Source organism: Pseudomonas sp. P4_C1, from assembly GCF_056402155.1.
The window spans coordinates 71,391-91,207 of record NZ_JBFUHY010000005.1 but is presented as its reverse complement, the minus strand read 5'-3'; the positions used below and the strand labels follow the sequence as shown (position 1 = coordinate 91,207).

At 59.1% G+C, this 19,817-nt stretch carries 23 protein-coding genes and 1 pseudogene; 12 read left to right on the top strand and 12 right to left on the bottom strand.

All coding sequences use genetic code 11. From position 1 onward, the window contains the following. Nucleotides 1-86: 86 nt before the first annotated feature. On the bottom strand, nucleotides 87-1,589 hold the full coding sequence (gene pdxR, locus AC1DU9_RS05710; RefSeq protein WP_223460417.1) for a MocR-like pyridoxine biosynthesis transcription factor PdxR: 1,503 nt from the start codon (nucleotides 1,587-1,589) through the stop codon (nucleotides 87-89). A gap of 311 nt (nucleotides 1,590-1,900) precedes the next feature. Here pdxR and AC1DU9_RS05705 point away from each other — a divergent pair, with 311 nt between their 5' ends. Genes AC1DU9_RS05705 through glyA form a run of 3 tightly spaced genes read left to right on the top strand, consistent with a single transcriptional unit; the run spans nucleotide 1,901 to nucleotide 5,290 of the window. Beyond that, a complete protein-coding gene (locus AC1DU9_RS05705) occupies nucleotides 1,901-3,151 on the top strand; it encodes a benzoate/H(+) symporter BenE family transporter (protein ID WP_223460415.1) in 1,251 nt (416 codons plus the stop codon). Beyond that, nucleotides 3,151-3,969 carry a YggS family pyridoxal phosphate-dependent enzyme gene (locus AC1DU9_RS05700; RefSeq protein WP_223460413.1) on the top strand — a complete coding sequence of 273 codons (819 nt, stop codon included), beginning with the start codon at nucleotides 3,151-3,153 and terminating at the stop codon, nucleotides 3,967-3,969. The genes AC1DU9_RS05705 and AC1DU9_RS05700 overlap by 1 nt, the downstream gene beginning before the upstream one ends. A 55-nt stretch (nucleotides 3,970-4,024) precedes the next feature. After that, on the top strand, nucleotides 4,025-5,290 hold the full coding sequence (gene glyA, locus AC1DU9_RS05695; protein WP_223460411.1) for a serine hydroxymethyltransferase: 1,266 nt from the start codon (nucleotides 4,025-4,027) through the stop codon (nucleotides 5,288-5,290). A gap of 111 nt (nucleotides 5,291-5,401) precedes the next feature. On the opposite strand, the gene AC1DU9_RS05690 is transcribed toward glyA, so the two are convergent. From AC1DU9_RS05690 to AC1DU9_RS05680, 3 genes are all read right to left on the bottom strand, one after another. Continuing rightward, a complete protein-coding gene (locus AC1DU9_RS05690) occupies nucleotides 5,402-6,895 on the bottom strand; it encodes a YifB family Mg chelatase-like AAA ATPase (protein ID WP_457265670.1) in 1,494 nt (497 codons plus the stop codon). Between the two features lie 271 nt (nucleotides 6,896-7,166). After that, nucleotides 7,167-7,967 (bottom strand): hypothetical protein, encoded by an 801-nt coding sequence (locus AC1DU9_RS05685; RefSeq protein ID WP_223460353.1) that lies wholly within the window; start codon nucleotides 7,965-7,967, stop codon nucleotides 7,167-7,169. 101 nt (nucleotides 7,968-8,068) lie between these two features. Then, nucleotides 8,069-8,515, bottom strand: coding sequence for a hypothetical protein (locus AC1DU9_RS05680; RefSeq protein WP_223460351.1), 447 nt, complete (start codon nucleotides 8,513-8,515; stop codon nucleotides 8,069-8,071). A 283-nt stretch (nucleotides 8,516-8,798) separates the two neighbouring features. On the opposite strand from AC1DU9_RS05680, the pseudogene AC1DU9_RS05675 reads away from it, so the two are divergent. Both AC1DU9_RS05675 and AC1DU9_RS05670 read left to right on the top strand, forming a co-directional pair. Continuing rightward, nucleotides 8,799-8,950 (top strand): annotated as a pseudogene (locus AC1DU9_RS05675) (type II toxin-antitoxin system RelE/ParE family toxin); the annotation flags it as partial. An 8-nt stretch (nucleotides 8,951-8,958) separates the two neighbouring features. Then, entirely contained in the window at nucleotides 8,959-9,264 is a 306-nt protein-coding gene (locus tag AC1DU9_RS05670) for a HigA family addiction module antitoxin (protein WP_223460349.1), read from the top strand. 51 nt (nucleotides 9,265-9,315) lie between these two features. Here the strand turns inward: AC1DU9_RS05670 and AC1DU9_RS05665 are convergent, their stop codons facing one another. Both AC1DU9_RS05665 and AC1DU9_RS05660 read right to left on the bottom strand, forming a co-directional pair. Further along, nucleotides 9,316-9,837 (bottom strand): BRO-N domain-containing protein, encoded by a 522-nt coding sequence (locus AC1DU9_RS05665; RefSeq protein ID WP_223460347.1) that lies wholly within the window; start codon nucleotides 9,835-9,837, stop codon nucleotides 9,316-9,318. A 418-nt stretch (nucleotides 9,838-10,255) separates the two neighbouring features. Then, nucleotides 10,256-10,516, bottom strand: a complete 261-nt coding sequence (locus AC1DU9_RS05660; protein WP_008015521.1) for an accessory factor UbiK family protein — start codon at nucleotides 10,514-10,516, stop codon at nucleotides 10,256-10,258. Nucleotides 10,517-10,935: 419 nt separating this feature from the next. Here AC1DU9_RS05660 and glnK point away from each other — a divergent pair, with 419 nt between their 5' ends. The 4 genes from glnK to sutA all read left to right on the top strand — a co-directional run bounded on the left by glnK (nucleotide 10,936) and on the right by sutA (nucleotide 13,712). After that, entirely contained in the window at nucleotides 10,936-11,274 is a 339-nt protein-coding gene (gene glnK / locus AC1DU9_RS05655; protein ID WP_002555808.1) for a P-II family nitrogen regulator, read from the top strand. Nucleotides 11,275-11,309: 35 nt separating this feature from the next. After that, the gene (locus tag AC1DU9_RS05650) at nucleotides 11,310-12,647 is read left to right on the top strand and encodes an ammonium transporter (protein ID WP_223460345.1); all 1,338 of its coding nucleotides are present in this window, start codon (nucleotides 11,310-11,312) and stop codon (nucleotides 12,645-12,647) included. A 214-nt stretch (nucleotides 12,648-12,861) separates the two neighbouring features. Next, complete coding sequence (locus tag AC1DU9_RS05645; RefSeq protein WP_223460343.1) at nucleotides 12,862-13,287, top strand: secondary thiamine-phosphate synthase enzyme YjbQ; 426 nt, start codon at nucleotides 12,862-12,864, stop codon at nucleotides 13,285-13,287. 101 nt (nucleotides 13,288-13,388) lie between these two features. Beyond that, the gene (sutA, locus tag AC1DU9_RS05640; protein ID WP_223460341.1) at nucleotides 13,389-13,712 is read left to right on the top strand and encodes a transcriptional regulator SutA; all 324 of its coding nucleotides are present in this window, start codon (nucleotides 13,389-13,391) and stop codon (nucleotides 13,710-13,712) included. Nucleotides 13,713-13,909: 197 nt separating this feature from the next. Here the strand turns inward: sutA and AC1DU9_RS05635 are convergent, their stop codons facing one another. The 6 genes from AC1DU9_RS05635 to lptM are packed head-to-tail and all read right to left on the bottom strand — an operon-like array spanning nucleotide 13,910 to nucleotide 18,520. Further along, the gene (locus tag AC1DU9_RS05635) at nucleotides 13,910-14,614 is read right to left on the bottom strand and encodes an HAD family hydrolase (RefSeq protein ID WP_477809890.1); all 705 of its coding nucleotides are present in this window, start codon (nucleotides 14,612-14,614) and stop codon (nucleotides 13,910-13,912) included. Then, complete coding sequence (gene xerC, locus AC1DU9_RS05630; protein ID WP_008015515.1) at nucleotides 14,611-15,510, bottom strand: tyrosine recombinase XerC; 900 nt, start codon at nucleotides 15,508-15,510, stop codon at nucleotides 14,611-14,613. Before xerC ends, AC1DU9_RS05635 begins: the two co-directional genes overlap by 4 nt. A 2-nt stretch (nucleotides 15,511-15,512) precedes the next feature. Further along, nucleotides 15,513-16,238 (bottom strand): DUF484 family protein, encoded by a 726-nt coding sequence (locus tag AC1DU9_RS05625; RefSeq protein ID WP_223460337.1) that lies wholly within the window; start codon nucleotides 16,236-16,238, stop codon nucleotides 15,513-15,515. Between the two features lie 13 nt (nucleotides 16,239-16,251). Then, on the bottom strand, nucleotides 16,252-17,082 hold the full coding sequence (dapF, locus tag AC1DU9_RS05620) for a diaminopimelate epimerase (protein ID WP_223460335.1): 831 nt from the start codon (nucleotides 17,080-17,082) through the stop codon (nucleotides 16,252-16,254). 4 nt (nucleotides 17,083-17,086) lie between these two features. Then, nucleotides 17,087-18,334: a diaminopimelate decarboxylase gene (gene lysA / locus AC1DU9_RS05615; protein ID WP_457265669.1), complete on the bottom strand. Its 1,248-nt coding sequence runs from the start codon at nucleotides 18,332-18,334 to the stop codon at nucleotides 17,087-17,089. 9 nt (nucleotides 18,335-18,343) lie between these two features. Next, nucleotides 18,344-18,520, bottom strand: a complete 177-nt coding sequence (gene lptM, locus AC1DU9_RS05610) for an LPS translocon maturation chaperone LptM (RefSeq protein ID WP_218431702.1) — start codon at nucleotides 18,518-18,520, stop codon at nucleotides 18,344-18,346. 199 nt (nucleotides 18,521-18,719) lie between these two features. Between lptM and cyaY the strand changes: the two genes are divergently transcribed. From cyaY to rnk, 3 genes are all read left to right on the top strand, one after another. Continuing rightward, complete coding sequence (cyaY, locus tag AC1DU9_RS05605; protein WP_008050853.1) at nucleotides 18,720-19,052, top strand: iron donor protein CyaY; 333 nt, start codon at nucleotides 18,720-18,722, stop codon at nucleotides 19,050-19,052. A gap of 4 nt (nucleotides 19,053-19,056) precedes the next feature. Next, nucleotides 19,057-19,281: a DUF1289 domain-containing protein gene (locus AC1DU9_RS05600; protein ID WP_223460331.1), complete on the top strand. Its 225-nt coding sequence runs from the start codon at nucleotides 19,057-19,059 to the stop codon at nucleotides 19,279-19,281. 125 nt (nucleotides 19,282-19,406) lie between these two features. Further along, nucleotides 19,407-19,817 (top strand): nucleoside diphosphate kinase regulator, encoded by a 411-nt coding sequence (gene rnk / locus AC1DU9_RS05595; RefSeq protein WP_008050852.1) that lies wholly within the window; start codon nucleotides 19,407-19,409, stop codon nucleotides 19,815-19,817.

Genomic DNA, 19,817 nt, shown 5'->3' with positions numbered 1-19,817 from the left:
GGCTCTGACGGGAGAACGAGTCGGATTGACGGGCAGTTAGCGGCGGGGGAATGCACAAGCCTCCCAAAAAGCCGCTTGACACTGCCCTACCTGGTTTTCAGCGCATTGGCCAGGCGCAGCATGGCCGCTTCGATTTCATAAGCGGTCAAGGACGAGTAGCCCAATAACCAACCTTGTTTTTTCTCCTGATCGCCGGCGTATAGCCGGCTGAGGCCGGAAAGCTGCACGCCAGCGCTGGCTGCTTGGCGGATGGTTTTCTCTTCCGACCAGCCATCGTGCAGCAGGCAGGGAATTTGCAGTCCGCCTTGGGGGCGCAAGGCGGTGACGATGCCGTCCAGGTGCTTGCCAATGGCGTCGAGCATGATGGATCGGCGCCCGGCATAGAGCTTGCGCATGGCCCGGACATGGGCGTTGTAATGGCCGTCTTCCATAAAACGCGCCAGGGTCAGTTGCAGGATCTGTGGTGTATGGCCGTCCATCATGCTGCGCGCGTAGGTGAAGGCTTTGATCAACTCGTAGGGCAGTACCATGTAACCCATTCGCAGGCCGGGGTAGAGGGTCTTGCTGAAGGTACCCAAATAGAGGGTGCGCTGATATTTGTCCAGGCCCTGCACGCAGGCGGTCGGCTGCCCGTCGTAGTGAAACTCGCTGTCATAGTCATCTTCGATAACCCACTTGCCCTTTTCTGCTGCCCAGTTGATCAGCTCAAGACGACGTTCCAGCGGCAAGGTCGCGCCGGTGGGGTATTGATGAGACGGCGTGACATAGACGCAATTGGCGCCGCTGCGGTCGGCGTACAGCAGGTCGGTGCGTATGCCCAGTTCATCGACATCGATAGGCAGGACCTTGGTCTCGGCGGTTTCAAAGGCTTTCCTGGCGCCATAGTAACCCGGGTTTTCCAGCAGGATCGGTTTACCGGCATCCACCAGCAACTGCGCACACAGAAAGAGGGCCTGGCGAGTGCTGCTCAGCACCATGATCTGGTCGGGAGAGCATTTGGCCCCGCGCTCGAGGTTCAAGTAGGTGGCGATGGCCTTGCGTAGCGGCTCGGCGCCTTGCGGGTCGCCGTGCAACAGCACGTTGGCGCGATAGTCCTTCATCACCTGGCGCTGCAGGCGCTCCCAGACATCGGTGGGGAAGGTGCGGGTTTCCGGCAGGCCGGTCGCAAATGCCTTGATCACCTGCTGATCGTTCACGCCGCCACTGTCGAGGATCATCCGCCCGCGCTGGCTCAACCCCGCCCCCGGTGCCGCCTGGCTGCTTTTGACCGCTTGTGCCTTGATGCGTCGGCGCGTCGCACCGCGCAATTCGGTGCCCAGCGTTTGGCAGACATAACTGCCCGACCCCTCGCGCCGCACGATAAAACCGTCCCGGTGCAGTTGCACGTAAGCGTTCTCCACGGTATCGCGGGCGATCCCGAGTGACTTGGCCAGGCCCCGGGTCGCGGGCAGCTTCAAGCCCGGGTCAAGGGCACCCTCGAGGATCAATGCCCGCAATGCGCGCTGAATCCGTTGGTGCAGATCCAACAGCTGAAACTCAACATCGTTGAGGCGCATTTTCAGCGTTTCCAGCTCGAACGTGTTCGCCATGCGGTCTGCCTGATCTTAATAAATTGGCCTGCAAAGGCAGGCCATCCTATCCGTAGAATCCGCCGCTCGCCACTGCCTTTGCGCTCGGCGATCACGTGCATTGCGAGCAATTTTGAACAGGGGTTGACCGACTTCATGAAGGGTTTTGCCCGCGTGCATGGCTGAGGCAAGGATCGCTTCAGTCACAGCAAGCGGTCCGGTAAGTGGTCTGCTCCTCAGCGAGAAAGTGTAGGGACGAAACGTGCCATTTCAGCGCTATAAATCACCCCTCACCGAAGCCAGCGCCTCGTTTTGCAAGGAGCAAAGCAATCATGTCTTCTACAGCATTCCCATCGCCCCTGCGTCCACGCGACCTTCTGCATCCGATTGTCGCCGGGCTGATTTCAGTCATCGTCAACTATGGCGGCACGTTTATCCTGGTCTTTCAGGCTGCCAAGGTTGCCGGGCTCAGCCCCGAGATGACGGCGTCGTGGGTATGGTCGGTGTCAATTGGCGTGGGTATTACCGGGCTGTTTCTCAGTTGGGTGAGTCGTGAACCGATCATCACTGCCTGGTCAACGCCCGCCGCAGCCTTTCTGGTCGTCGCACTGTCCAATACGCCCTACGCCGAGGCAGTAGGTGCGTACATCATTTCAGCCGCCGCCTTCGTGCTGCTGGGTTTGTCCGGCTGCTTCGAAAAAGTCATTCGCCTGATACCGCCGGGTGTGGCTGCGGGCCTGCTGGCCGGTATCTTGCTGCAGTTCGGTATTGGCGCGTTTGGTGGCATGAGCCTTGACCCAGTGTTGGTCGGGTTGCTGATTGCCGCTTACGTTGTGCTCAAGCGCTTTACCGCGCGCTATGCGGTGGTGGGCATTCTGGTGCTGGGGCTGGCGTTTCTTCTGACGCAGGGCCGTGTAGAGCTGTCGGGGCTGGCGCTGCAATTCGCGGCACCGGTATTCACCCAGCCTGAGTTTTCGATCAATGCGCTGCTCAGTGTGGCACTGCCGCTGTTCCTGATCACCCTCACCGGCCAATACATGCCAGGCATGCTGGTGCTGCGCAACGATGGCTTCAGTACCAGCGCTAATCCCATCCTGACTGTCACGGGGCTGGGCTCCTTGCTGATGGCGCCATTCGGTTGTCATGCCTTCAACATTGCGGCCATCACGGCGGCCATCTGCACCGGTAAAGAAGCCTCGGAGGATCCGTCCAAGCGATGGATCGCCGGGGTTGCCGCAGGCGTGTTCTACATCTTCGTAGGGATTTTCGGGGTGACCCTCGCCGCAGTGTTCATGGCATTACCGGCCACCTTCATTACGACGCTGGCCGGGCTGGCCCTGCTCGGCACTATCGGCGCCAGCCTGGCCAGCGCCATGGCCGACGTCAAAACCCGCGAAGCCTCGCTGATCACCTTTCTGGCATCCGCCGCGAACATCACCTTGCTGGGGGTTGGTGGGGCGTTCTGGGGGGTGCTGATCGGTCTGGCGGCCTACGCCTTGCTCAATGCCCGTTTACCGCGTCGTGAGACGGTGGTCATTCCGGCTGCCGACGCTGTTGTGACGACCAAAGGAGTCACCCATTGATGCTCGATCAACTGGAAGAAACCGTCACCCTGCACGAGCGTCATGGCCGTTACCCACAGGCCACCAGCGTCGAAGATTTTCGCCGCAACCTGGCGGCCGTGCAGCAGCGAATCACTAACGCCTGTCAGCGGGTCGGACGTGACCCGGCGAGTGTGCGTCTGTTGCCGGTCAGCAAAACCTTTGACGAAGCTCATCTGCGTCTGGCCTACGCCGCCGGCTGCCGCCTGCTCGGTGAGAACAAGGTGCAGGAAGCTCAGCGCAAGTGGCAAGCCATGAGCGACATTGCCGACCTGCAATGGTCGGTTATCGGCCACCTGCAAATCAACAAGGCCAAGCAGGTGGCGCGTTTTGCCAGTGAGTTTCAGGCGCTGGACAGCCTGCGAGTGGCCGAGGCCCTGGATCGTCGCCTGCACATCGAGGGGCGCCAACTGGATGTGTTCATTCAGGTCAATACCTCCGGTGAAGCCAGCAAATATGGCTTGGCGCCCGAAGCCGTCGCGGACTTTTTGTACACCCTGCCGACGTTCTCGGCGTTACGAGTACGCGGGTTGATGACGCTGGCGCTGTTTTCGGCCGACGTGGTCCGTGTCCGCCCTTGCTTTGTACGGCTGCGCGAATTGCGCGAGCGTTTGCGCCAGCACGCTCCGGCGGGCGTCGGGCTGGAGGAACTGTCCATGGGCATGTCCGGTGATTTCGAAGTCGCCATTGAAGAAGGGGCCACTGTGGTACGTGTCGGTCAGGCCATCTTCGGCGCACGTGCCATGCCGGATGCCTACTACTGGCCGACCGCGGATGCCTGTCCGGGAAGTGATGAGTAGTCGCCGCTGACACCCCCTTAACATCTTTGATCCAGCTCTACAGGAAGCCAATCCGATGTACGACTCAACGCTGACCCTTGAAGCATTCGACGCCGAGCTGTGTGAGGCGATTCATAACGAAGAACATCGTCAGGAAGACCACGTCGAACTGATCGCTTCCGAAAATTACGCCAGCCCTTTGGTGATGAAAATCCAGAGCACCGTGCTCACCAATAAATACGCCGAAGGTTATCCAGGCAAGCGCTACTACAGCGGCTGTGAGTATGTCGATGTGGCCGAACGCCTGGCCATCGAGCGGGTCAAGGCCCTGTTCAACTGCGACTACGCCAACGTACAACCGCATGCAGGTGCGCAGGCGAACGCCGCGGTATTCCTGGCACTGATCAATCCCGGCGACACGGTGATGGGCATGAACCTGGCCCAAGGCGGCCACCTGACCCACGGTAACCCTTCAAACTTCTCGGGCCGTCATTACAAGATCGTTCCTTATGGCCTTGACCCGCAGACGGGCCTTCTCGACTACGACGAGATGGAGCGTATCGCCCTGGAAACCCGGCCGAAGATGCTGATCGGTGGTTTTTCCGCCTACTCCCGGTACAAGGACTGGGCGCGCATGCGGGCCATTGCCGACAAGGTCGGGGCCATTTTCTGGGTCGACATGGCCCACGTCGCAGGGTTGGTCGCCGCGGGAGAATACCCGGACCCATTGCCGCACGCCCATGTGGTCACCAGCACCACGCACAAGACCCTGCGGGGCCCACGGGGTGGCTTGATATTGTCCAAGGGGCAAGATGAAGCGTTCTACAAAAAGCTCGATTCTGCGGTATTCCCGGGTGTCCAGGGTGGCCCATTGATGCACCAGATCGCCGCCAAGGCCGTCGCCTTCAAGGAAGCACTGAGGCCCGAGTTCAAAACCTATCAGACCCAAGTGGTGATCAACGCCCGGGCCATGGCGGCCGTGCTGCAAGAACGCGGTTACAAGATCGTTTCCGGTGGCACCGATAACCATATGATGCTAATCGACCTGTCCGACAGGACTTACACCGGCAAGGAAGCCGATGCAGCCCTGAGTAGTGCCTATATCACTGCAAATAAAAACTCGGTGCCCAATGACCCGCGCTCACCGTTCGTGACCTCCGGGCTGCGCATCGGTACCCCAGCCATCACCACCCGTGGTTTCGGCGTGATCGAATGTGAACAATTGGCGGGCTGGTTGTGCGACGTACTGGACGCCCTGGAAAACGGCGACAGCGAGAGGGTCGGGCACCACGTGCGCGAACAAGTGGTGGAGCTCTGCCGCCGTCATCCTGTCTATCGTTAACCCTGTTACCCCGGGCTACTACCAGGCTGATGTCATCATTGGGCGAAAAACCAGTCGCGCGGCAAGGCACCCGGGATGTACGGGCGCACTCGATGCCAATCTGTCGAGTCTCTAGCTGGAGGCTGATGGCCGATATTGCAGTGCTTCGGCTACGTGGCTGCGACCGATAGCGTCTACTTGTTCCAGATCCGCCAGGGTACGGGCGACTTTCAGTAGACGGTGAGCAGCACGAAGCGAAAGGGTCAGTCGCTCGCAGGCGCTTTCCAGCCAGCCTTCATCTGCTTTGGACAGCGCGCAATGCTGGCGTAGCCCTGGCAGGTCGAGAAAGGCGTTGGCGCAGCCCTGGCGTTGTTGCTGGCGCTCCCTTGCCTGGGCGACCAGGGCAGAAGCGCTGGTTGTGTCGTCACCGGTTTTGATCGGATTCAGCGCCGTGCTTTCCCGGGCTACGGTCAGGTGCAGGTCGATGCGGTCCAGCAAGGGCCCGGACAACTTGTTGCGATAGCGCTGAACCATGTCCGGTGTACAGGAGCAACGGCCGCTCGGTTCGCCAAGATATCCACAGGGGCAGGGATTCATCGCGGCGACCAGTTGAAAGCGCGCCGGAAAACGCACGCGGTCCTTGGCGCGGGAAATCACGATGTGGCCGGACTCCAGTGGCTCTCTCAACACCTCCAATACCTTGCGATCAAATTCCGGGAGTTCATCGAGGAACAGCACGCCATGGTGAGCGAGGGTGATTTCGCCGGGTTGCGGTTTCGAACCGCCGCCCACCAGTGCCGGGCCGGAGGCAGAGTGATGAGGTTGGCGAAACGGTCGTTGCGGCCAATGACTCAGCGGCACACAACTGGCGACCGATTGAATCGCTGCAACTTCCAGTGCTTCGTTCTCGGCCAGAGGTGGCAGCAGCCCTGGCAATCGGCTCGCCAATAGCGTCTTGCCCGTACCCGGTGGCCCGCTGAACAGCAGGTTATGTGCACCCGCTGCCGCAATCAGCAGTGCGCGTTTGGCTGCCATTTGCCCCTGAACTTCATTCAAGTCGGGATAGGGTTTGCTGGCGTAGAGCAACCCATTGGAAACGTAAGGCTCGATAGGTGTGTGCCCATTGAAATGCGCCACTGCCTGCAGCAGATGGTCCACTGCGATGACCTTCAACCCCGACGCCAGGCAGGCCTCCTCGGCATTCGCCTGCGGTACCATCAACCAGCGCCCGGCCTTGCGCGCCGCCAATGCCGCCGGTAACACCCCGCGGACCGGCCGCACTGCGCCGGAAAGCGCCAACTCGCCCAAACACTCCACATCATCCAGTGTCAGCGTCGGCACCTGCACGCTGGCCGAGAGAATCCCCAGGGCAATCGCCAGATCGAATCGCCCGCCATCCTTAGGCAAATCCGCCGGCGCCAGATTCAACGTGATGCGTCGCGCCGGAAATTGCAGCCCCGAATTGATGATCGCACTGCGCACTCGGTCCTTGCTTTCCTTCACTGCCGCCTCGGGCAGGCCGACCATGGTCAGCGACGGCAAGCCATTAGCCAGATGGACTTCAACAGTGACGGCTGGCGCTTCCACGCCGACCTGAGCGCGGCTGTGTACGATGGAGAGGGACATGGTCGTTCCTTGAGCTAAACGGGGCCGCTTCCTGCGGGTTGTTGAAGGGTAGTCGTGGAGTCTGGTCGGAGAGTAGGGAAACGTTCGCAGAATGTTGCAGAAGCCACGATCTTTAACAGCAGCCAAACGCTGCGTTCGGCTGCGGTGGCAAACCCATCTCCTGAGCAATCGCACTCCTCAACACCGTTTGCGAATTGCATAAGGATCGCCTGCGAAACTTATCGCACGTATTTGACCTCTCGGATTTATTCAGTTTGTAAAATAAAATAACTTATGTTGCGACAGTTTCTTTGGAAGGAATTATGTTGTCGAACAAGCTGCTGTCACCCTCTATGATTTTTCTGGTGAAGCTCTCGGTATCCATCTTGTTTTTACCTTCCGCGATATGCGTAAAATAGTTGAAGTCCAAATCTATCCAGTCATTAAGCTTGGTTTCGTAGTTGTTTGGATACTGAGCTTGCTCCACTGGGGGCAGACCCTTGTAATGGTCGAGGACACTTTGGAAGAATTTGGTGAGCTTTCCAGTGTTGTTATATTCATATTCTGCTTCGGCCACCACTTTCTTTCGCCATGCGTACTCTTGTTTGGCTGATTCTTCCAGTGCTGCCCGTCTTTCATTGACGGTAAAGGTGTCGCTGTCATCGTAAGTGATTAAGGCTAGTTGATCCATGGGCATTCCAGAAAACGGATTTCTGCCGAGCCCGTTTGTATACTGTGTTGCATTTTTGGCACGCGCTAATAATGTGGGGTTATCTGAGTCGGGAGCTTCAGCATCGTATTTTGATTTGTTGGCAGTGTAATTGGCGCTCTCCAACTCGTTGAGTGTATTTCTAGCCATCGAACCCAGTTCCGCTCTAGTGAGGCGCACATCCCGGGCCTGTGCGCGTACTGAGGCTTCGCTCAACTGGTTCGCTAGCGTGGAAACGGTACTGCTGTCTCGTACGTCGCCAGATGGGCCTTGGGGTGTGCTTTGGTTGACAGCTGGTGTTTTGCTGGGAGTCGCTGTCAATGTTTTTGCTCCAGCCAGCGCTGTGCCGCTGTTAGCTGCAAAGTTGATTGGTGAATTAACCATTTATTGCCACTCCCTGCTCGAAGACTAAAATATGATATATCGTCTAATGATGTTGATGCTTTAGCAAAACCTTACGCGCACCTTAGAGGTCGCTATATGCTTTACTTCATGGTGATTTCTACTGACCAAGCATAGGAGGACGGATTTGTTTTAGTCACTTTTATGGTGCAGGTGGCCCCGCCACTAGGTGTGGCCGTATTATTCCATTTTGGAATTTTGCTCGCGCCTGAGCCAGTAGCGGCCACAAATGTAGCCAGGTAAACGCATTTTTTGTTGCCAATTTGATATCGTAAGTTAGCATGGTTGTAATCAGGCGATATCAGGCTTTGTATGGTGTAGGTGTCTGTGCTATTTGCGATCACGGACGCTTGTGGAGTAGGTGATGCGTTTGCTTTCGTTATAGCTTCGTTGTTGGATATAGGGGTGTACGTTGCAGTCTGGGTTCCAAGATTCTTAAATGTGACCGTTACAGGTGGTCCCGCGACAACTGGGCCTGTATAAAGTGCAGTCAATGTGAAAGCGGCAATCAGAGCCTTATAGGTTTCCATGGGCATTGCTCCTTGTGGTGTTATGAACATTCCTTTGGGTGTATCGCACTTGTCATAATCCATTATTCAAGCTGGACTGAATTTTTTCCGAGCGAGTGCAGCGCTCGCGCTTTGAGAAGTGAGCTTAGAAAGGGTGGCTTTGAGGCGCAATCAGACCGCGGACGAGAACGTTGTAGGGCATTGCCGGGATTACTGCGGGCGGAAAGATCTCAGGCTCGGCAATTCCTACAGGTAAATCTGAAGGTCGTTCCGACTTTATCGCAAGCAGGCTCGCTCCCACGTAGATCTTCGATCTCCACCGGATAATCGCCTGGAAGCGTTGGAGGGAAATCGAAAAGGTCAGTACAGCATCCGTATCAACGCTCAATGGCGAATTTGCTTCATTTGGGGGGGGCTAGCGGACCAGAGAATGTCGAATTCGTCGATTATCACTGATGTGAGTAATGACTAAGAATGGTATGCGCCCGGTTCACCCTGGCGAGATCCTCAAAGAGGAATACCTGGAGCCTCTGAGCCTTACGGCTGCAGCATTGGCCAGAGCGCTGAGCGTTTCGACACCCACGGTGAACGATATCGTGCTCCAGCGTCGAGGAATCAGTGCTGATATGGCTCTCAGGCTTTCTATTTGTCTGGACACGACCCCTGAGTTTTGGCTGGACCTGCAATCGACTTACGATTTGCGCAAAGCCGAAATCGAACGAGGGGCTGCGATCCGGGATCAGGTTGAGCGACTTGCGCACTGCGCCTGATTGTTGTCTTGGATTTATTGAACCCCACGCCGAAAGCGTGGGGGTTTTTATTCAGAATGCGTGAAGCATCTTCGCGGCTCTTTTCCACCAAGGCGCATTGATAGCAGGCCTGGGAGTAACCGGATCAGGCAATAGTTGCGGCACATCCTGCAACCGAATCCACGGCTGGTTGTTCCAGTGCAGCAAACTCAACGACATTTCCGGCCAGTTGAGCAGGCTCAGTTGCGGGCGTTCGGTTGTGGTGGGGTATTGGGCATCTCGCAGGGCGGGAACAACTTCGTGGGTGAGCCATTCACGTAACGCTCGGTACTCGGGGCAGTAGTGATAGACGAGCATGGCGTAGACGCCGGATTCGCTGATCAGCAGGGTGTTTTCGATGTGTCCGTGGATTAGGGTTTTGGCTGTTTGGTATTGGTCGGGATCGAGTTTTCGGAGTTGGCGGTCGTTGAGGTAGATGCGTAGCAGACGGCCCAGGTCGCGGGCGCTGAACCAAGGTTGGTTTTGTATCAGGAGGGCGTGGAGGTGGAGCTTGTGGCGGGTGAAGACATGAGGGATTAGATAGCTTTCTTTCATTTTGCAACTCCGGATGCGTATGAAGGAAGCTGCCTCTGTTCGTCGCCAAACGAAAGGGTGGCAGCTGCGCGCGGGTTGGCGAACCGGTGCATCCGGACAAACCGGCAGACCTGAAGGTCTCCCACGCACAGCCGCCATAATTCGAGATGGGATAATTCCCTGAATCGAATGTGGTCGCAGTGCGTCGGATGCTATCCAGGTCGCCAAACCCGGTGCTGAATATTCAGCTGGGGATGAGCTTAGAGATCGGATACTTCGCGACGCAATCGGACGGCGGTGTGATTTTTGTAGGACGTTGCCGGGATTGTTGCGGGGCTTGAGATCAAAAGATCGCAGCCTGCGGCAGCTCTACAGGTGAAGCGCAAGGTCGTTCCGACCTTCAATTGCGAGCAGGCTCGCTCCCACAGGGATCGTGGTGTTACTCGGCTGGTGGATTGAGCTTCGCTTCAAGCTCGGCGACTTTCGCTTCAAGACTTTCCAGCCGAGCCCGCGTGCGTGCCAATACAACCATCTGGCTATCGAATTCTTCCCTACTCACCAGATCCAGTTTGCTGAAGCCGCTCTGCAGCAACATTTTGAACTGGCTTTCGATTTCAGCTTTCGGCAGAGGCGTGTCGCCGCTGAAGAGGCGGGAGGCGGTGCCGGTCAGGGCGTCGAGGAAGTCTTTTGGCGCGAGCATGGGCAATGTCCTGGAAACAATGACGGGCAGTGTACCACGCAGTGTCTATAGTCATTTTCGCGGGCAAGCGGTGCACGCTTTTCGCGCATGGGGACGGACGGCCTCGCACCGTTGTTGTGCGTAACGTGCCGGGTGTTGTCGCTAAGTATTCACTATCCGCCGGTAAAGACTTGAAAACAGTCAGTTTTGTGGAGATGGCAAGCTTTCTGCTTAGATGCTGGTAACCCATGCACTGATGCAGTCGCTGTGACGAATGCAGTGCGCCAGGCGGAACGCGGGGAGTGTTTCGCAAGGAGCGGTTAGCTGGCGTCGGACGGGCAGGTAAGGCCGACGATGCGTTACAAAGCCAGGCACTGCGCTTAGACTTGAGACGGGTTTGTTTTCCTGGGGCAAGTCCACCAATTCGGGAGAGAGTTTTCATGAAGCTAGTCACTGCCATCATCAAGCCGTTCAAGCTGGACGACGTACGCGAGTCGCTGTCCGAGATCGGCGTGCAGGGCATTACCGTCACTGAAGTCAAAGGCTTTGGTCGGCAGAAGGGTCACACCGAGCTGTATCGCGGCGCGGAATACGTGGTCGATTTCCTGCCCAAGGTGAAGATCGACGTCGCCATCGACGACAAGGATCTGGACCGGGTAATCGAGGCCATCACCAAGGCGGCCAACACCGGCAAGATCGGTGACGGCAAGATCTTCGTGGTCAATCTGGAACAGGCGATTCGCATCCGTACCGGCGAAACCGATACCGACGCAATCTAAGCGGCCACAAACCCAACGCCCCAGGAGAAAACAATATGACTCTGCGTAAATTCGCAGGGCTAGGAGCCCTGTTGTCCCTCGTAATGCCCAGCCTGGCCATGGCGGCAGACGAAGTGGCGGCCCCAGTCCTCAACTCCGGCGACACCGCCTGGATGATGACCTCGACAGCCTTGGTGCTGTTCATGACCATTCCCGGCCTCGCGCTGTTCTACGGCGGTATGGTTCGGTCGAAAAACATTCTTTCCGTGATGATGCAGTGCTTCGCCATTACCGGTCTGATCAGCGTCCTGTGGGTCATTTATGGCTACAGCATCGCGTTCGACACCACGGGCATGGAGCAGGGCGTCGTCAACTTCAACTCGTTCGTCGGCGGCATGGGCAAGGCATTCCTCGCCGGCATCACGCCAGCCAGCCTGACCGGGCCTGCGGCGCTGTTCCCGGAGGCGGTGTTCGTCACCTTCCAGATGACCTTCGCGATCATCACCCCGGCGTTGATCGTCGGCGCCTTCGCCGAGCGGATGAAGTTCTCCGCGATGCTGGTCTTCATGGGCGTGTGGTTCACCCTGGTTTACGCGCCGATTGCGCACATGGTCTGGTCCGGTAACGGTGGCCTGTTGTGGGACTGGGGCGTTCTGGACTTCGCCGGCGGCACCGTGGTGCACATCAACGCCGGTGTGGCCGGTCTGGTTGCCTGCCTGGTGCTGGGCAAGCGCAAAGGTTTCCCGTCCACGCCGATGGCGCCGCACAACCTCGGTTACACCCTGATGGGCGCGGCCATGCTGTGGGTCGGCTGGTTCGGTTTCAACGCCGGTTCCGCCGCTGCGGCCAACGGCACCGCCGGTATGGCGATGCTGGTGACGCAAATCGCAACCGCCGCTGCGGCACTGGGCTGGATGTTTGCCGAGTGGGTCACCCACGGCAAACCTAGCGCATTGGGTATCGCATCTGGCGTGGTTGCCGGTCTGGTGGCAATCACCCCGGCTGCCGGCACCGTTGGCCCGATGGGCGCGCTGGTCATCGGTCTGGCGGCTGGCGTGGTGTGCTTCTTCTGCGCGACCACCCTGAAGCGCAAGCTCGGCTATGACGACTCCCTGGACGCCTTCGGTGTGCACGGTATCGGCGGTATCCTCGGCGCAATCCTGACTGGTGTGTTCGCTGCGCCGTCCCTGGGCGGCTTCGGCACTGTCACCGACATCGCCGCACAAGTGTGGATTCAGTGCAAAGGCGTGGGCTTTACGGTGATCTACACCGCGATCGCCACATTCATCATCCTCAAGGTGCTGGATGCGGTCATGGGCCTGCGCATCAACGAAGAAGAAGAAGCGGTCGGCATCGATCTGGCGCTTCACAACGAGCGCGGCTACAACTTGTAAGCACGCCCGTAAAAAACTTGCCCGGCTTGCCGGGCATTTTTTTGTCTGGAATTTGTCATTGAAAGCTGAGCTGAAAGGTTTTTTCCTATAGGTTTTGCGATGTTTGCGCCGGGTGTTTTTGTGCGGTCGAAGGCTTACAGGAATGAAGGAATATTAGGGCCTTTGTTTTTTCCCAGAGCGCGCTAGAATGCGCCCCGAACGTGCGGAGAACTGTATGTGGCAACAGACTCTGATTACCTTGCGGGCGAGGCCCCGGGGCTTTCATCTGGTAACGGACGAGTTACTCGCCGGCTTGCCTGAACTCAAGGCGTGTCGGGTCGGTCTGTTGCATTTGTGGCTGCAGCATACCTCGGCGTCGTTGACCATCAACGAGAACGCCGATCCGGCGGTACGTCGCGACTTCGAACGATTTTTCAATCGTCTGATCCCACAAGGAACAGGCGGCTATGAGCATAACGACGAAGGCCTGGACGACCTCCCGGCGCATTTCAAGGCCAGCGTGCTTGGCTGTCAGCTCAGTTTGCCGATTTCGGCGGGCCGGTTGGCGTTGGGAACCTGGCAAGGCGTTTACCTGGGCGAGCACCGTGATCATGGCGGTGCCCGTAAAGTCCTCGCCACCGTGCACGGTGAAGGGGCATAACCGCTGGTCAGCAGCGGCTGTTGATTTTTTTCCGGCAGCCTTCGACAGAGGGCAAAGCTGGGCTATAACTAATCTGCTTTTCGCAAGTCATGAGGTAGAACATGAGCGACGATGATCTGGAAAACGACGACCTCGAAGTAGGCGACGAAGACGAAACCGAAGAAGGTCTGGAAGCTGCGGCGGAAGACGTCGCTGAAGACGACGGCGGTGATGCGCCGGTTCCGACCGCCAAAGGCAAGGCCAAGGCAGCGGTATCGATCGATGAGTTGCCGAGTGTCGAAGCCAAGAACAAGGAACGCGATGCTCTCGCGCGGGCCATGGAGGAGTTTTTGGCCAAGGGTGGCAAGGTGCAGGAAGTGGAGGCCAATGTGGTCGCCGATCCGCCCAAGAAACCTGACAACAAGTACGGCAGCCGGCCTATCTGAGGCTGCTACCTGCTTGCTGAAAAAGCCCGCCGTCGCTGCGGGCTTTTTCGTGCCTGAAACAATATTTTCGGGTTGAATACAGTTCACTGTGGGAGCGAGCTTGCTCGCGATGGCAATAGATCAGACGCCGATATGGTGACTGTCAGACCGCTTTCGCGAGCAGGCTCGCTCCCACAGGTGCTGCGTATCACTCGGGGTCAGCGTTGGGTGTTCCACCGCGCCAGCAACGCCGGCAAATCGGTCAGGCTGCGAATCTCCGCATCGGGCAAGCGCTCGGCTTCCCAGACCTTGCCCGCCGGGTTGAACCAGATCGCCCGCATTCCCGCCTGCTGCGCACCGGCAATGTCATCGCCTGGATGATCGCCAATGTGCACCGCCGATTCAGCGGTCGCACCACCGCGCCGCAAGGCCTCCTGGAACAGTCGCGCATCGGGTTTGGCGATGCCGATGTCTTCGGCGCACAGCGCAAATTTGAAGTAATCCGCCAGGCCCAGTCGACGCACATCGGCGTTGCCATTGGTGACCACGCCAAGGGCGTAATGGTTGGCGAGGATTTCCAGGGTCGGTTCGACCTCCGGAAACACATCGATCTGATGGCGGGCGTGCAGAAACACTTCAAAACTCTTGTCCGCCAGATCCGACGCCTCGTCATGCCCGTAACCGGACTCTTCCAGCGCATGGAACAGCACCCGCCGACGCAACGCGCTGATGCGGTGCTTGAGGCTTGGCTCGTTGCTCAATACACGCTCGCGAATAGCCCACAGATGCTCTACCGGCACAGCCCCAAGGTTGGGCGCGTGCTCGGTCAGCCACTCACGCAAAACGGCTTCGGCACTGACGATCACGGGGGCGGTGTCCCACAGGGTGTCGTCGAGGTCGAAGGTGATCAACTGAATACTCATGAATCGTCGCCTTTCATGCGTTTGGCCCGTGGGTGGGCGCTGTCGTAGACCGCTGCCAGATGCTGGAAGTCCAGGTGGGTGTAGATCTGCGTGGTCTTGATGTCCGAGTGTCCGAGCAGTTCCTGCACCGCGCGCAGGTCCTGGGAGGACTCCAGTAAATGGCTGGCGAAGGAGTGCCGCAGCATGTGCGGATGCAGGTTTTGCCCCAATTCGCGTTCGCCGGCAGCCTTGACCCGCACCTGGATCGCCCGCGGACCGAGACGGCGACCTTGTTGGCTGACAAACACCGCATCGTCTGCCGGGTTGGCCATGGCCCGCAGTGGCAACCACTGCTCCAGGGCTTCGCGGGCCTTTTTTCCTACCGGCAGCAGACGGGTCTTGCTGCCTTTGCCGAGTACCTGGACCATACCGTCAGCCAGGTCGAGCTGGTCGAGATTGAGCCCCGTCAACTCCGACAACCGCAGCCCGGAGGAATAGAACAGCTCCAGAATCGCCTGGTCCCGACGTGCCAGAAAGTCATCCTCGACCCCGCCCTCAAGCAGTTGCAGTGCGCGGTCGGTGTCGAGGGTTTTCGGCAGGCGGCGTTCGCCTTTGGGCGGCGCGAGGCCATTGGCCGGATCGTGGTCGCACAGGCCTTCGCGGTTCAGGTAATGATAGAGCCCGCGAACGGCCGACAGCAATCGCGCCAGGCTGCGGGACGATTGGCCCTGGGCATGCAAGCGGGCAATCAGGCTGCGCAGGCGCTGGATGTCCAGCGCCGCCCAGCTGCCGATGTTCTGTTTGACGCACCAGCCCAGCACTTTATCGAGGTCGCGGCGGTAGGCCGATAGCGTGTGCGGCGACACCTGCCGCTCACTGCGCAGGTGTTCGCAGTAAGCGTCCAGTTGTCGTTCCATGTTCAGCGTACCGAGCGCAGGGAGTTGTTGACCCGTGGCAACACGCGACCCATGACTTCAGCGATGTAGCTCAGGAACAGGGTGCCCACCGAGCTTTTGTAGTGCTGCGGATCACGGCTGGCGATGGCCAGGATGCCGTGGATGCCTTGGTGGCTGATGACAACGACGGCGGTGGAGCCAATCTGCTTGCGCTGTTCTTCACCGAACAGGAAGTCCAGTTCGTGCTCGCGCAGGCTGCCGCTGACGCTTTTGTCTTCCGAGAGCAAGCCGCCGATGGCCACTTGTGCTTCGTCGTGAGTGGCCCAGCGGCCGACCGGCATGGCGTTGTCGCCGAGCAGGATGAGGCTGACGAAGGGCACCTGGAACTCCTGGCGCAGGCTGTCTTCGACGCACATCACCACGTCTTCCAGGCTGGCGGCATCCATCAACGCCAGGATCAGGCGACGGGTCTTTTCGAACAGCCGGTCGTTGTCCCGGGCCACGTCCATCAAATGCGACAGGCGATGACGCAGTTCAATGTTGCGGTCGCGCAGGATGGTCATCTGACGTTCGACCAGCGACACGGTATCGCCGCGTCGATGGGGAATACGCAGGGACGGGAGCAGTTCTTCGTGCTCGACGAAGAAGTCCGGATGAGCCTCCAGGTACGCGGCAACAGCCGCCGCCTCCAGGCTTTCGGACGGTGATTCGTCAGCTTGTCGTGCGGGTACCTGAGGCTTGTCGGTCATGGATTTCGCTCACTCAAAGACGCACTTGTCCTTCATATACGCGCACTGCCGGGCCGGTCATCATCACCGGTTGGCCAGGGCCTGCCCATTCGATGGAGAGACGCCCGCCTGGCAGGTCGATCAATAGCGGCGAATCCATCCACCCCTGGCTGATCGCGGCCACTGCGGCGGCACAGGCGCCGGTTCCGCAAGCCTGGGTTTCCCCGGCTCCACGCTCCCAGACGCGCAACTGCGCGCGGCTCCGGTCGATGACCTGGAGAAAACCGACATTGACCCGTGCCGGGAAGCGCGGGTGATGTTCGATTTTCGGCCCCAGTTCATGCACCGGCGCATTGTTGATATCGCTGACCCGCAGCACGGCATGGGGGTTGCCCATGGACACGGCAGCCAGATCGACCGGGATGCCGTCGACGTCGACCTGATAACTCTTGGCCTGCTCCGGCGCCTGGAACGGAATATCCGCAGGCACCAGACGCGGGGCGCCCATATTGACGCTGATCTGGCCGTCGTTTCGCACGTCCAGTTCGATAACGCCGCTTTTGGTCTCGACGCGGATCTGCCGTTTTGCGGTCAGACGCTTGTCCAGTACGAAGCGGGCGAAACAGCGCGCACCGTTGCCACACTGTTCCACTTCGGAACCGTCGGAGTTGAAGATCCGATAGCGGAAGTCCACGTCCGGGTTGCTCGGCGCTTCAACGATCAGCAACTGGTCGAAACCGATGCCGGTGTGCCGGTCACCCCATTGCTTGGCGTGCTTGGGCAGAATGTGTGCGTGCTGGCTGACCAGGTCGAGGACCATGAAGTCATTGCCCAGGCCGTGCATCTTGGTAAAACGCAGCAGCATGGTTTTACTCCGGCAGCAGGCTTTCGCCAGCAAACAACTCGGCTACCGTCTCGCGGCGACGCACTTCAAATGCCTGATCACCGTCCACCAACACTTCAGCGGTACGGCCGCGGGTGTTGTAGTTGGAACTCATGACAAACCCGTAGGCACCGGCCGAATGCACGGCCAGCAGGTCGCCTTCTTCCAGTGCAAGTTGACGATCCTTGGCCAGGAAGTCGCCAGTCTCGCAGATCGGGCCGACGATGTCGTAGGCGCGGGCAGCGGAGGTGCGCGGGCGCACGGCAGTGACGTCCATCCAGGCCTGGTACAGCGCCGGGCGGATCAGGTCGTTCATGGCGGCGTCGACGATGGCGAAGTCTTTGTGCTCGGTGTGCTTGAGGTATTCGACCTGGGTCAGCAATACACCGGCGTTGGCCACGATGAAGCGGCCCGGCTCGAACACCAGCGCCAGGTCACGACCGTCGAGACGCTCGCGCACGGCCTTGATGTAGTCGGCAGCCAGTGGCGGCTCTTCGTCCTTGTATCGCACGCCCAGGCCACCACCGAGATCGATGTGACGCAGGTAGATGCCGCAATCGCCGAGGCGGTCGACCAGGCCCAGCAGGCGGTCGAGAGCGTCGATGAATGGAGGCAGGGTGGTCAGTTGCGAGCCGATGTGGCAATCGACGCCAACCACTTCCAGGTTCGGCAGTTGCGCGGCACGCACATACACGTCTTCGGCGTCGGCGATGGCGATGCCGAACTTGTTCTCTTTGAGACCGGTGGAAATGTACGGGTGGGTGCCGGCATCGACGTCCGGGTTAACGCGTAGCGAAATCGGCGCGCGAACACCCAGTTCTGCGGCGACCACCTGCAGGCGCTCCAGCTCGTCGGTGGATTCGACGTTGAAGCAGTGCACGCCGACTTCCAGTGCGCGACGCATGTCGTCACGGGTCTTGCCGACGCCGGAGAACACAATCTTGTCGGCGCTGCCGCCAGCGGCCAGTACGCGTTCCAGCTCGCCACGGGAGACGATGTCGAAACCGGCGCCCAGGCGCGCCAGGACATTCAGCACACCCAGGTTGGAGTTGGCCTTGACCGCGTAGCACACCAGGTGCGGCGTGCCGGCCAGTGCATCGGCGTAAGCCAGGTATTGGGCTTCGATGTGCGCGCGGGAGTAAACGTAGGTCGGTGTACCAAAGCGCTCGGCGATGGCAGACAGGGCAACACCTTCCGCGAACAGTTCACCGTCACGGTAGTTAAAAGCGTCCATGAGGTTCCCTTATTGGTAGACGTCGTGCTTGTGTGCTTTCGATGCAGGCTGCTGTTGCGACGATATGGCCTGCTCGGCAGGGTCCTGATTTTCGTCAGGCAGATACAGCGGGCCTTTTTGACCACAGGCCGACACAAGGCAGGCAACCGCGACGATTGCAGCAAGGGAAGAGATCAGGCGCTTCATGGCGAAATCCTTGAAAAAGCATTAATTGCGCCGGAGTATACCGGCCACCCGGCAGCTTGCCTATGCAACGGACCGCCCGTCCGGCGGGGCTTGGCCGCAAGCACATCGCTCCCACAGGTCGTTATCCTTTGCAATCGACGGGGCTCGGTCGTATCTTGCGGCGCTTGAGCCTGATCAGACACTTTTTGAGGTTGCCGTAATGAGTTTGTCCGAAGCGCGTTTCCATGACCTGGTCGATGCCACCCAGCAAACCCTGGAGGACATCTTTGACGAGAGCGACCTGGATATCGACCTCGAAAGCTCGGCCGGTGTGCTGACCGTCAAGTTCGAGAACGGCAGCCAGTTGATCTTCAGTCGCCAGGAGCCGCTGCGTCAGCTGTGGCTGGCGGCGGTGTCCGGTGGTTTCCACTTCGACTACGACGAAGAAAGCGAGCGCTGGATGTGCGACAAGAGCGAAGAGCAGTTGGGTGAGATGCTCGAGCGTATCGTCCAGCAGCAGGCTGGTGTCGAGCTCGATTTCGAAGGCCTGTGAGATCGTGACCCAGCCTGCACCTGTCCGTGCTCCCAAGCCGCTCTACAGCAACGTCAGCCCGGCGGTACCGTCGCCCTGCAGCGGTGTGTGCCGGCTGGACGAGCGGAAAGTCTGCCTGGGCTGTTTCCGTCACGTCGAAGACATCCGCGAATGGCGTTCGGCCGATGACGAGCGTAGACGCGTGATTTGTGCGCAGGCCTCGCAGCGCAAACAGGGCTCCGGGCCATGACTTGTATATTTTTTGAGCTGTGATAGTGTCCGGATATGCCTCAACCCATCGAGGCTTGTGAAAACCCCGCCTTTTCTGGCGGGGTTTTGCTTTTTTCGTGCAGAAGAAAGGAGTCTGCCCTGATCATGACCGCACCTTCCATCACACTTACCCGTCTGGACGTTCAGCGTCTGGAGCGTCTGATCGACAGCCTGGATGACACGCTGCCGGGCGTTATCGCGTTGCAAACCGAACTGGATCGCGCCGATACACTGGTCGGCCACGATGAAGTGCCGGCGGATGTCGTGACCATGAATTCCCGTGTGCATTGCCGTGAAGAAGGCAGTGGCAAGGACTACCACCTGACCCTGGTGTACCCCAAGGATGCGAACGCCGACGAAGGCAAGGTCTCGATCCTGGCGCCGGTGGGCAGCGCGCTGCTTGGCCTGAAGGTTGGCCAGCACATCGATTGGCCGGCTCCGGGCGGCAAGACCCTGAAGCTGACGCTGCTGGAAGTCGAATCGCAGCCGGCCAATGGCGGCGCGTTCCCCGAGTGA

What these genes read in the sequence shown, in the direction of transcription:
- AC1DU9_RS05635 (WP_477809890.1), bottom strand. Translation starts at nt 14,614, where the DNA reads ATGAGTATTCAGTTGATCACCTTCGACCTCGACGACACCCTGTGGGAC.
- pdxR (WP_223460417.1), bottom strand. Translation starts at nt 1,589, where the DNA reads ATGGCGAACACGTTCGAGCTGGAAACGCTGAAAATGCGCCTCAACGAT.
- AC1DU9_RS05690 (WP_457265670.1), bottom strand. Translation starts at nt 6,895, where the DNA reads ATGTCCCTCTCCATCGTACACAGCCGCGCTCAGGTCGGCGTGGAAGCG.
- AC1DU9_RS05700 (WP_223460413.1), top strand. Translation starts at nt 3,151, where the DNA reads ATGCTCGATCAACTGGAAGAAACCGTCACCCTGCACGAGCGTCATGGC.
- AC1DU9_RS05670 (WP_223460349.1), top strand. Translation starts at nt 8,959, where the DNA reads ATGACTAAGAATGGTATGCGCCCGGTTCACCCTGGCGAGATCCTCAAA.
- sutA (WP_223460341.1), top strand. Translation starts at nt 13,389, where the DNA reads ATGAGCGACGATGATCTGGAAAACGACGACCTCGAAGTAGGCGACGAA.
- AC1DU9_RS05705 (WP_223460415.1), top strand. Translation starts at nt 1,901, where the DNA reads ATGTCTTCTACAGCATTCCCATCGCCCCTGCGTCCACGCGACCTTCTG.
- glnK (WP_002555808.1), top strand. Translation starts at nt 10,936, where the DNA reads ATGAAGCTAGTCACTGCCATCATCAAGCCGTTCAAGCTGGACGACGTA.
- xerC (WP_008015515.1), bottom strand. Translation starts at nt 15,510, where the DNA reads ATGGAACGACAACTGGACGCTTACTGCGAACACCTGCGCAGTGAGCGG.
- cyaY (WP_008050853.1), top strand. Translation starts at nt 18,720, where the DNA reads ATGAGTTTGTCCGAAGCGCGTTTCCATGACCTGGTCGATGCCACCCAG.
- AC1DU9_RS05645 (WP_223460343.1), top strand. Translation starts at nt 12,862, where the DNA reads ATGTGGCAACAGACTCTGATTACCTTGCGGGCGAGGCCCCGGGGCTTT.
- rnk (WP_008050852.1), top strand. Translation starts at nt 19,407, where the DNA reads ATGACCGCACCTTCCATCACACTTACCCGTCTGGACGTTCAGCGTCTG.
- AC1DU9_RS05650 (WP_223460345.1), top strand. Translation starts at nt 11,310, where the DNA reads ATGACTCTGCGTAAATTCGCAGGGCTAGGAGCCCTGTTGTCCCTCGTA.
- AC1DU9_RS05680 (WP_223460351.1), bottom strand. Translation starts at nt 8,515, where the DNA reads ATGGAAACCTATAAGGCTCTGATTGCCGCTTTCACATTGACTGCACTT.
- AC1DU9_RS05625 (WP_223460337.1), bottom strand. Translation starts at nt 16,238, where the DNA reads ATGACCGACAAGCCTCAGGTACCCGCACGACAAGCTGACGAATCACCG.
- AC1DU9_RS05660 (WP_008015521.1), bottom strand. Translation starts at nt 10,516, where the DNA reads ATGCTCGCGCCAAAAGACTTCCTCGACGCCCTGACCGGCACCGCCTCC.
- glyA (WP_223460411.1), top strand. Translation starts at nt 4,025, where the DNA reads ATGTACGACTCAACGCTGACCCTTGAAGCATTCGACGCCGAGCTGTGT.
- lptM (WP_218431702.1), bottom strand. Translation starts at nt 18,520, where the DNA reads ATGAAGCGCCTGATCTCTTCCCTTGCTGCAATCGTCGCGGTTGCCTGC.
- AC1DU9_RS05685 (WP_223460353.1), bottom strand. Translation starts at nt 7,967, where the DNA reads ATGGTTAATTCACCAATCAACTTTGCAGCTAACAGCGGCACAGCGCTG.
- AC1DU9_RS05665 (WP_223460347.1), bottom strand. Translation starts at nt 9,837, where the DNA reads ATGAAAGAAAGCTATCTAATCCCTCATGTCTTCACCCGCCACAAGCTC.
- lysA (WP_457265669.1), bottom strand. Translation starts at nt 18,334, where the DNA reads ATGGACGCTTTTAACTACCGTGACGGTGAACTGTTCGCGGAAGGTGTT.
- dapF (WP_223460335.1), bottom strand. Translation starts at nt 17,082, where the DNA reads ATGCTGCTGCGTTTTACCAAGATGCACGGCCTGGGCAATGACTTCATG.